The organism is Nosocomiicoccus sp. HMSC067E10 (genome assembly GCF_001810835.1).
In the GTDB taxonomy this organism is placed as follows: domain Bacteria; phylum Bacillota; class Bacilli; order Staphylococcales; family Salinicoccaceae; genus Nosocomiicoccus; species Nosocomiicoccus ampullae_A.
This window is the reverse complement of the sequence record NZ_KV802764.1, coordinates 311,831-322,714: the sequence shown is the minus strand read 5'-3', so window position 1 is coordinate 322,714 and position 10,884 is coordinate 311,831. Positions and strand designations below refer to the sequence as shown.

The 10,884-nt window shown below is 35.5% G+C and carries 10 protein-coding genes and 1 riboswitch; of the genes, 3 read left to right on the top strand and 7 right to left on the bottom strand.

The window, feature by feature from the left end; all coding sequences use genetic code 11:
• The coding region (locus tag HMPREF2767_RS05705) for an Ig-like domain-containing protein (protein WP_070623005.1) at positions 1-535 on the top strand (535 nt) is incomplete at its 5' end.
• 88 nt (positions 536-623) lie between these two features.
• Here HMPREF2767_RS05705 and HMPREF2767_RS05700 read toward each other — a convergent pair.
• From HMPREF2767_RS05700 to lysA, 6 genes are read right to left on the bottom strand one after another with little or no spacing between them, the layout of a single operon-like run.
• Complete coding sequence (locus HMPREF2767_RS05700) at positions 624-1,589, bottom strand: diaminopimelate dehydrogenase (RefSeq protein WP_070623002.1); 966 nt, start codon at positions 1,587-1,589, stop codon at positions 624-626.
• Complete coding sequence (gene dapB / locus HMPREF2767_RS05695; RefSeq protein ID WP_070456245.1) at positions 1,582-2,319, bottom strand: 4-hydroxy-tetrahydrodipicolinate reductase; 738 nt, start codon at positions 2,317-2,319, stop codon at positions 1,582-1,584. The genes HMPREF2767_RS05700 and dapB overlap by 8 nt, the downstream gene beginning before the upstream one ends.
• 11 nt (positions 2,320-2,330) lie before the next feature.
• On the bottom strand, positions 2,331-3,209 hold the full coding sequence (dapA, locus tag HMPREF2767_RS05690) for a 4-hydroxy-tetrahydrodipicolinate synthase (protein WP_210388777.1): 879 nt from the start codon (positions 3,207-3,209) through the stop codon (positions 2,331-2,333).
• 12 nt (positions 3,210-3,221) lie between these two features.
• The gene (locus HMPREF2767_RS05685; RefSeq protein WP_070622999.1) at positions 3,222-4,178 is read right to left on the bottom strand and encodes an aspartate-semialdehyde dehydrogenase; all 957 of its coding nucleotides are present in this window, start codon (positions 4,176-4,178) and stop codon (positions 3,222-3,224) included.
• 12 nt (positions 4,179-4,190) lie between these two features.
• Positions 4,191-5,366, bottom strand: coding sequence for an aspartate kinase (locus HMPREF2767_RS05680; protein WP_070622996.1), 1,176 nt, complete (start codon positions 5,364-5,366; stop codon positions 4,191-4,193).
• 1 nt (position 5,367) lies between these two features.
• Positions 5,368-6,654 carry a diaminopimelate decarboxylase gene (gene lysA / locus HMPREF2767_RS05675; protein ID WP_070622994.1) on the bottom strand — a complete coding sequence of 429 codons (1,287 nt, stop codon included), beginning with the start codon at positions 6,652-6,654 and terminating at the stop codon, positions 5,368-5,370.
• Positions 6,655-6,717: 63 nt separating this feature from the next.
• Positions 6,718-6,862, bottom strand: a riboswitch (Lysine riboswitch).
• A 226-nt stretch (positions 6,863-7,088) separates the two neighbouring features.
• On the opposite strand from lysA, the gene HMPREF2767_RS05670 reads away from it, so the two are divergent.
• Positions 7,089-8,198 carry a PfkB family carbohydrate kinase gene (locus HMPREF2767_RS05670; RefSeq protein ID WP_068130426.1) on the top strand — a complete coding sequence of 370 codons (1,110 nt, stop codon included), beginning with the start codon at positions 7,089-7,091 and terminating at the stop codon, positions 8,196-8,198.
• The gene (locus HMPREF2767_RS05665; protein WP_068130423.1) at positions 8,182-9,096 is read left to right on the top strand and encodes a pseudouridine-5'-phosphate glycosidase; all 915 of its coding nucleotides are present in this window, start codon (positions 8,182-8,184) and stop codon (positions 9,094-9,096) included. Before HMPREF2767_RS05670 ends, HMPREF2767_RS05665 begins: the two co-directional genes overlap by 17 nt.
• Positions 9,097-9,483: 387 nt before the next feature.
• Here HMPREF2767_RS05665 and HMPREF2767_RS05660 read toward each other — a convergent pair whose 3' ends face one another.
• Positions 9,484-10,401 carry a nuclease-related domain-containing protein gene (locus HMPREF2767_RS05660; RefSeq protein WP_070622991.1) on the bottom strand — a complete coding sequence of 306 codons (918 nt, stop codon included), beginning with the start codon at positions 10,399-10,401 and terminating at the stop codon, positions 9,484-9,486.
• Positions 10,402-10,884 lie beyond the last annotated feature (483 nt).

Sequence of the window (10,884 nt, the reverse complement as noted above, 5' to 3'; positions counted from 1 at the left end):
TGAAGTTACAGTAACTGTAGAAAAACCAGATGTTGTTGTTGACAAACCAACAATCAATCAGCCAAATGCTGGTGATAAACAAGTGACTGGTGAAGGTACACCAGGAAATACGGTTATTGTTGAATTCCCAGATGGATCTACAGGACAAGCAATTGTTGACAATGATGGTAACTGGACGGTTAATGTACCTAAGGGTGTAGAACTTAAACCAGGCGACATTATTACAGCAGTTCAAGTAGATAAAGATGGTAATATTTCTGAACCAGTACAAATCGTTGTAGGCGCAGGTTTAGACAATGAAACTGATGGAAATGCTTCAGCTCCAGAATCAGGTAAAGAAGTTTCTAGAACTGAGTCAGGTGTTGCAAAAGCAGCAGAAATTGATGCAGCTACAACTACTAACTCAGAAAAAGTATTACCAAACACTGGTGAAGCTCAAGATAATAAAGGTCTAATTGCAGGTACTGCAGCATTATTCGCTGGAATGGGTGCATTAGTACTTGGAAGAAGACGTAAAGAAAACGAAGAAAAATAATTGAATAAGTAATTATTGATCGATGTTTACACCACACAGCAATGTGTGGTGTTTTTTTGTATTAAAAAAGTCCTACATAATGTAGGACTTATAGTAATGACTGAATCATCTCTTCAGTTGTGCGTCTTGATAAATAGCTTGGTGGAACGTCGAATAATGATTTCGCACCGTAGTTTTTATCGTTTAAAAACCGATAAGCAGCACGAGCAGAGGCAACTGCGACAGATGCTGTAAATTCTGGGTTACTGTCTAAGTTTAATTCTATTTTATAAGTTGCTTGATTGTTATTCGTAAACCCACGTCTTAATACATATCCACCATGATTTAAATTTTGGTGGTGTTCTTTAAATTCATCTTCAGAGATAAAGTAGACATTCGTTTCATAGCCTTTAAAGTAGTCTGGCATGTTAATAATATCATTTTTAATATCTTCATCATTTCTAGAATTATCACTCACGATATATACGTCACGAATATGTGCAGATTCTTTTGTATAATTCACTTCTTTACCGTCTTCGATTTCTTTGACGAGGTGATCATTTGGAAGTGTATATTGCGCGCCGTATTTCACACCATCTACTTGTCTAACAGCGTCACTATGCCCTTGAGATAGACCAGGACCATAAAATGTATATGATTCACCATTTGGTAAAAATGATTCACTATATAGTTTTTGTACAGAGAACACTCCAGGGTCCCAACCTGTACCAATAATCGATACGTTTTCCTTGTCCTTTGTGATTTTATCTAAAATATTATAATGGTTGAGTAAATCTTGGTGATTATCATAACAATCGACTGTAGAGAAGTGAGTACTGTAAAATTCTCTCGTTTTTGGGATGTCATTCTTAGATCCACCACATAATATAAGAATATCGATATCTTCTTTAAAGTCTAATATATCGTCAACATGGTATGCTTTCGTGTTTAAAGACTTTGGATCACGACGAGTAAATACCCCGACTAAATTAAAGTCGTCATTATAAGAAAGACTCGTTTCTACACCTTGACCTAAGTTTCCATATCCAACGATACCTACGTTAATTTTACTCATTATATTTCACCTCTAAAATGTCATTTACATCATATAATCCTTGAGTTTTTGTCACGATAAATTGTGCAGCTTTTAAACTACCTTCAGCAAATATTCGTTTAGAATATGCGGTATGTGTTAGTTCTAATACTTCATCTTCACCGAAGAAACTAACAGTATGTGTTCCGACAACTGTACCACCTCTTAGGGCGTGGATACCGACTTCATTACTTTCTCTTTTCGCCATACCCTCTCTACCGTAGTTTTCCGATAAAGTATTATCTCTACCATTATTTACCGCATCAAATAACATGTGAGCTGTACCACTTGGTGCATCTTTCTTTTTATTATGGTGCGTTTCAGTAATTTCAATATCAAAATTTTGTAACGCTCGAGACACTGTTTCAGCAAGTTTTTCTAATATGTTAATACCGAGACTATAGTTACCAGCATAAACGATAGGAATTTCTTTTGATGCTTTATTGATCTCTTCCATACTGTCAATTCCAGTCGTTGCAATAACGACTGGAATCTTTTTAGTTGTTGCGAAATCGAGTAGAGGAGAGAGTAAATCAGGCGATGAAAAATCAATAATTACATCGATATTTTCCTTCACATCGTTAAAATTATCGTATATATGATCTTCATTACTATGACCGATACCAGCAGCAACTGTATGATTTGAATCCTCAATTGTTTTAACTAATACTTGTCCCATTTGACCGGTAATTCCAACAAGTAGTATATTCATAGACTTCACCCTTATAATCTATTTAAATTCTTTAGTGTTTGATGAATGCTTTGCTGCACGTTTTCTTCAGCGACTGTAAGAGGTAATCTTAACTCTGGTGTACCAAACCCGAGTAAGTGAGTCGCGTATTTAATTGGTACTGGACTCACATCAGAAAACGCCGCTTCTATAAATGGTAATAATTTTAACTGTAACTCTTTTGATTTTTTAGAGTCACCGTTTAAGAAACTATGGACCATCTCACTCGTTTCTTTCGGGAAGACATTTGCAACGACTGAGATTACTCCTTCAGCACCGACAGCTAGCATCGGTACAGTTAGATCATCATTTCCTGAAATAATCTGGAATTCATCAGGTGTATTATTTCTAATATTCATCGTATACGATAAATCACCGGATGCATCTTTAATACCACAAATATTTTTATGTTTAGATAATTCAACAACAACGTTTAGTGGAATATTATGACCCGTACGTCCTGGAACTGAGTAGAGCATTACAGGGACCTTGCTGACGTTTGCGATCTCAGTAAAGTGTTCAATTAAACCAGTGTCTGTACCTTTATTATAGAAAGGGGAGACGACGAGAAGTCCGTCGACGTCTAATTCTGACACTTCTTTACTAAATGAGACTGCGTCTTTGGTGTTATTGTTTCCTGTACCGACGATGATTGGTACACGTCGATTTACTTTGTCGATTGTAAAATTAATGACTTCAAGTTTTTCATCAATAGACAATGTTGCTGCTTCACCAGTAGTACCGATTGAAATAATAGCATCGATTCCTTCTTTAATTTGAAATTCAATAAGTTCACCGAGTGCTTCAAAATCAATGTCACCTGTGTTTGTAAATGGTGTAACAATCGCTACACCTGAACCTTTAAATAACATAATAATCTCTCCTTAATTTAAAATTTCTGCAATTTGAACAGAATTTGTCGCTGCACCTTTACGGATATTGTCCGCAGTGACGAACATATGAATACCGTTATCTGTACTATAGTCTCTACGGATTCTACCGACATATACGTTATCTGTACCATTTGCGTCTTCAGTAATCGGGTAAACTAAATTTTCAATATCGTCTTTAATAACAACACCTTCAGCTTCTTCTAGTGCTTTATAAATATCTTTAATATCAAAATCTTGTTCAAATTCGATGTCAATATTGACTGCGTGACCATTTTCAATAGGGACACGCACCGTTGTTGCGGTTACTTTTAACTGATCATCATTTAAAATTTTTTTCGTTTCTTCAATCATTTTCATTTCTTCTTTTGTATAGCCGTTATCTAAAAATACATCGATGTGTGGTAAAACACTTTGTTGAATGTTATACGGATACGTATTCGTCGTACCGTTTTTTAAGTCCTCAATACCACCGACACCAGATCCTGATACGGCTTGATACGTCGTATACGTAATACGTTTAATTCCGAACTTTTGAAGCGGCTTTAACGCAACGACTGATTGAATTGTTGAGCAGTTCGGATTTGCAATGAGAGTTTCATCATTTAAATCGTCTCTATTTACTTCAGGGACGATTAACGGCACGTTTTCATCCATTCGGTACACGCTACTATTATCAATCGCAACAATACCTTTTTCTTTTGCAAGGGGGATAAATTTCTCTGAAACTGCGCCACCTGCAGCAAAGAATAGTACGTCGATGTCTCTATCAAATACTGATTCTTCTAATTCTTCTAACGTATAATCTTTACCACTAAAAGTAATTGTTTCTCCTGCGGATTTTTTAGAACTAAATAGATAAAGTTCATCGACGTTAAAATTTCTTTCTTCTAACACTTGTAAAATCGTACGTCCAACTGTGCCACTTGCACCAATAATTCCAATATTCATTGTAAATTCCTCCTAAAGATCAAAATGTTTTCCGAGTTTTATTACGACGTCATCTACGATTTTGCTATCGACGACATATGAAATACTAATTTCTGACGTTGAAATTTCATAGAAGAAAATATCTTCTTTAACGAACAATTCAAACACTTGTGCAGCGATACCGACTTGACTACGCATCGCAGTACCGACGATTGAGACTTTGGATAGGTTATCTTTAATTTCATAATCTAGGTTAAGCTCTGTAAGCACTCGTTTCGTATCTTCTATCGATGATTTTTCACTCGTAAACGTCACTTCTTTTCTATCGTTTAACCGTGTATGACTAATAATATCTACGTTGACGTTTTCTTTAGCGAGTTCTAAAAAGATATTTGAAATATTGACGTCTTTTGTATCGTGAATAATAACGAGTACAACGTCATCTAATTTTGAGACACTTGTTAGTTTTGTATCTTCCATATCATAAGCCTCCAGTACTTTTGTGCCTTTTGTTTTACCATCGTTTAATAAAACTTCCATCGGGACATTAAATTTATACGCAAGTTCAACACTTCTTGGTTCAATGACCTTTGTGCCGAGATGCGCCATTTCCATGAGTTCTTCGTATGTGACGACGTTTAACTTTTTCGCGTCACTATAAATTCTCGGGTCAATAGAGTAAATGCCGGAAACATCCGTATAAATTGCACATTTCGCATTTAATTTTACAGCGAGGGCAACAGCTGACGTATCTGATCCTCCGCGACCAAACGTTGTAATATCTCCTAGAGGATTTATTCCTTGGAATCCAGTCACGACGACGATTTCATTTTGTCTTAAATGATTTTCTATACGTTCTATATTTACGTCAGTAATTTTATTTTTACCGTGAACACCGTCGCTTTTAAATCCAGCTTGAAATCCAGTTAACGCGACAGCAGGGTGCCCTGATTCATTTAAGTGAATTGCAAGGAGTGCAGCACTTTTGTTTTCTCCAGTTGAAACGAGCATGTCGAGTTCACGTTTAGACGGTGTCGTGGACAATGCATGTGCCATATCTAATAATTCATTCGTCGAGTCTCCCATTGCTGAAACGACGACAACGACTTCTTCTGTTTTACTTTTTTCTAGTATGATGTCACTCGCACTTTTAATCTTTTCTAAATCTTTTAAAGACGAGCCTCCAAATTTCATGACGAGTCGTTCCATTTTAAAAGACCTCATTTCTTATTAAATCTTCGTAAGTTTCTCTTTTTACTGCAAGATGCGTTTCACCATCTTTAACAAATACGACTGCGCCTCGCGGGATTTTGTTGTAGTTTGACGCCATCGACTCTGTATACGCACCAGTGGATGGTACTGCAAGTGTGTCGTTAATGTTAGCTTTTGGTAACTTAATATTTTCTATTAAGACATCGCCACTTTCACATAACTTACCGGCAATTCGGTAATCAGTTGTTTTATTCGTAGTCATATTATTAGCAATTGCCGCAGTGTATTTTGCTTCGTATAAAGAAGGACGTAAGTTGTCGTTCATACCACCGTCGATCAGTAAAAAGTCAAAGTGACTTGACGGCTTAATATGAGAGACGTTATATAAAGTAGTTCCAAAATCATTAATTAATGATCGACCAGGTTCAATAGAGATAGTTTCAACATCAATATCATATTCACGGATATAATTTTCGAGTACGTCTATATATTCATTTAAAAAAATTTCGAGTTGAAGCGGCTGATCACCTTTAGTGTAGTAAACACCAAATCCGCCACCTAAGTTTAATTCATCGAGTTTTAAATTGAACTCTTTTTGAACGTCGCTATAAAATTCAATCATACGTTTTGCTTCAGTAAAATAAGACTCTGAATCAAAAATTTGTGATCCGATATGACAATGAAACCCTTTAAAATCTAAATGATTTAAATGATTAAGTTCCACTAAAAACTGTAAAGCTTCTTGAAATGTCATTCCAAATTTAGAATCGTCGTTAGACGTTTGAATATATTTATGTGTATCTGTTTCAATCGTTGGGTTGACTCTTAACAAGACACGTTGTGTTTTATTTAAGTTACTTAAAATATTGTTTAATATAGTTGCTTCACTTAAATTGTCTAAAACAATCGTACCGACATTTTCTCTTACTGCAAATTCGAGTTCTTCATTGGTTTTTGCGTTACCGTGAAAGTAAATATTGTTACCGAGAAATCCTGAATGTTTCGCTACGAACAGTTCACCACCACTCACAACGTCAAGTGACAGTTGATGAGATTTTAATTGCTTAACTAAATAACTACATAAGAACGCTTTTCCAGCGTATATAATATTTGTGTTAAAAATACTTGATTTAAAATGATTTTTAAATAGATTAATTTTTTCATCGATTCCTGCTTCATCAAACACGTAGAGTGGAGTACCGAACTCTTCTTTTAGCGTAGAAGTTGCTACACCACCAATTACTAATTCGTTATCAATCACTTCTGAAGTACCAAATAATCTCATCATTATCCTCCTTACAAATAAAAAACTCATGAGTACAAATGGCACTCATGAGTTCGGTGCCCTCAATGCAACTGCTCACCACTATAAGATTGGGCGTCTTATAGTGACAGTACTATTCTTATTCAGAAATAGTCCCAACGATCATATCGTTTCGGCGATGGCTCCTTTCGAAAATTCTACTATTAGCGCACCGCGGCCTCTTGTTACATTGAATATTAAGTTTTATAAAAATCTGAAAATTTCGATTAGAGAAAATATATCATACAAAAATGAAAGGGTCAAATTTGCTTTAAAAATTAATAGAAAAATATATATCGTCATGATAAAATAAGTGAGCAGTAGCAATGCGTTATTTTTCACAAAGTTATACTGCTAAAATTTTATCAATGTGCTGTATAATAATAGATAGAAATCGTTTGAGAGGAGATAGGCTGTTGGATCAAAGAGAGACTGAAGTATTAAATCTCATAAAAGAGAACCCGTTTATTTCTCAGTCGGAGTTGTCTAAAAAGCTTGGTTTAACTGCTTCGAGTGTATCGAGAATTATAGCAGATCTCGTGCATAAAGAGTTTATTCAGGGACAAGCTTATGTTTTAAATGAAGAGTTCCCGATTGTCTGTGTCGGTGCAGCGAATATTGATAAGAAGTTTTTTGTTCATGAAAAGTTGATTCATGGAACGTCGAATCCGATTGATTCTGCGCATTCTGTCGGTGGAGTCGTGCGTAATATCGCTGAGAACTTGGGTCGTTTAGGCCAAAATGTGGCGCTCATTACGACAAGAGGTGATGACGCAGAGTGGCTGAAGGTAAAAGAAGCTTCTGAAGCGTATATTAATTTAGATTTTACTGAAATCATCGAAGGGAAAAATACAGGCGCATATACCGCATTAATAAACCGTGAAGGCGAAATGGAGTACGGTTTTGCGGATATGAGTATTTACGATGAATTCACACCTGAAGTACTAATTCGTCAGACGTATATTTTAAAGCGTGCAAAATGTATTGTAGCGGATTTAAACGTTCCGAAAGTGACGCTTGAATTTTTAGTGGCATATGCAGAAAAACACGATATTAAGCTCGTATTTATTCCTGTATCTGGACCGAAAATGGAGCGTCTGCCGGATTATTTAGAGCCAGTGGACTGGTTGATTGTAAACCGCGATGAGACCGAAGCGCAGTTTAATATGGTCATTCAGACGGATGAAGATTTAATGGAAGGTGCGAAGCTTTGGAACGCACGCGGTGTGTCTAACGTCATCGTAACGAACGGATCTAAATCTTTAGCGTATGCGTCTAAAGATTATGAAAAGATTTACCCAATTAAAAAATCGAACCGCGTCGTCGACGTAACAGGAGCTGGCGATAGTTTTTCTAGCGCAGTGATTTACGGTTGGCTAAATGGGTATAGTATAGATGACTGTATTGAACTTGGTATGGTCAACTCAACAAAAACGATTGAAACAGATTTTACAGTACGTCAAGATTTAACAGAAAAGCAGTTAAAATTAGATTTGGAGGCTTATAGGAATGAATCATTTAATTGATCTTACAAAAGAAGTACAAGAAGCATTAGAAAATAATAAACCAGTGGTTGCATTAGAGTCGACTATTATTTCTCACGGAATGCCGTATCCCCAAAACGTAGAGATGGCGAAAAAGACTGAAGAAATCATTAGAGAAAACGGTGCAGTACCAGCGACAATCGCAATTATGGACGGCCGTATTAAAGTTGGACTTACTGAAGACGATTTAGAACTACTTGCTAAAGAAGGACGTAACGTTACTAAAGTATCTCGTCGTGACTTAGCAGAAGTTATCGCAATGAAAACACTCGGTGCGACGACTGTAGCATCTACAATGATTTGTGCGAACCTAGCAGGAATCAAATTCTTCGTTACAGGTGGAATCGGTGGGGTACACCGCGGATATGAAGAGCATATGGACGTATCAGCAGACTTAGACGAACTTGGTAAAACAGACGTCGTCGTAATTTCTGCAGGTGCGAAATCTATTTTAGACTTACCAAGAACATTAGAATACCTTGAAACAAAAGGTGTACCAGTAATTGGATATCAAACAGAAGAGTTACCAGCATTCTTCACGAGAGAAAGCGGACTTAAACTCGCATCACACTTCGATACGACAGAAGATATCGCAAAAGTTATTAAAGCAAAACACGATTTAGGACTTGAAGGTGGTACGAGCGTCGTAAACCCAATTCCTGAAGATGAAGCACTCGACAAAGACTACATCAACGGTGTGATCCAAGAAGCGGTAGAACAAATGGAAAAAGACGGTGTCGGCGGTAAAGAAGCAACACCTTACTTATTAAAAGCAATCGTTGAAAAAACAGACGGAAAAAGCTTAGAAGCTAACATCAACCTCGTATACAACAACGCAAAAATCGGCGCACAAATCGCGGTTGATTACTACAAGCTGTAATTGGATAATAGAAGTTTGTGCCCCCTCACATGGTGTGAGGGGGTTTTTATTCATTAAATAATAGTGTATGGTTACTCGAATGTTTGACGAATAAAGGTTTATTCGTGAAGAAATTGTGGGAAGTTACACTGTAACTTAATGAATAAAGGCTCATTCGCTAAGGAATAGTGTAGAGTTACCCGAACCCTTGATGAACTGCGTCGCATTCATTAAGAAAAAGTGAATAGTTACCTGAATCCTTGATGAACAGCGTCGCATTCATGAAGTAATAGTGTAGAGTTACCCGAACCCTTGATGAACAGCGTCACATTCATTAAGAAAAAGTGAATAGGAGCTACACAGAAACATAAAGAAGAACTATCAATTCTAGACGTAACCGTTAATTTGTTAGTGATCATTTTCTTTATCCACAAAATAGACCATACGACTTGTACCAATTCTTTCGTAATAGCGATTCATAATTTTTCTCAATTTATAATACGAAATGCGACCATCCGTGAAGTCATATATATTTTTATAAGTCACTTTTTCGTCTGGAAATAAGCTCTGAAAATCCTGGATAACTTCAATAATTATATCTTTTTGATGATAAAAACTACCGCACTGTTTGCAAATATATTTTTCATGACCATTTTCGACTAATTTCTCACCATCTAATCTACAAAAAATACCTTTATTTATAGTGTTGAACGTATAATTAACATCGCATTGACGAGTTATTTCGTTGTAACACATTAATATACGTTGTCTAATCGAATTGGCATGAGATTTTAGTGGGAAATTGTTTTTCTTCAAATTTTCAAGAAATGCTGGAAGTTGCGCGTTTGTAACAATCATTTCATCAATCGGCGCATTAAAAAGATGAAAGTTATTGTTAAGAAAAATCACATATTTTTCAATAGGAATACTATAATTTAATTGCTGCAGCAATTGAGTAAATTTATCACTAGTATCGTTAATTTGTTGTATTGGAGACTTCAATAGTCGATTTGTTTTAAAGGTATAAAAATTATTGTCTTGAAATACTAAATTGCCGTTATAGTTTTTTACTTCAAAAAGTACTATCTTATTATTAAATATTGCTAACGTGTCAATTTGTCGTTCAGATCCGTTGATTATAAATCTAAAGTCATGAATAGTTGTACAAAATTCGGACATAATGCGATCAAAATTATTAGAAAAACTGATTTCTCCTTCATATCCTAAATTCAGATATCTCAAATATTGATTCTCATGGCTATTCAAATGCCCCCTCTTTTTTAAAGCGATTAACTGACGATGAGCAAGCGATTTTTTTATCTTCATATAATCCTCCTATATACAATATTCACTATATAATTATAAACTTTTCTACTCTTTATAGAAGCTAATTACAAGTTTTGATTATAAATATACTGTTTTAAAATTTCTGCGAAACAATCATGTGAATTACTTAAAAATTGCAACTCATTATTAAAAAATTGTAATGATATTGGAATTTTAAAAGAAGAAATACATAGTGCCTCTTAAAATTTCGCAACAATTTATGTTTGTATGTTCCGAAATTACTGGAGTGTCACTAGAAATGGATAATATGAAGTAATAATTAATAAGAGAGCACTTATTCGTGAAGTAATAGTGTAGATTTACCCGAAAGCTTGACGAATAGCAATTTATTCATGAAGTAATAGTGTAGAGTTACCCGAAAGCTTGACGAATAGCGGCTTATTGATGAAGTAATAGTGTAGGTTTACCCGAAAGCTTGACGAATAGCAACTTATTCATGAAGTAATAGTGTAGAGTTACCCG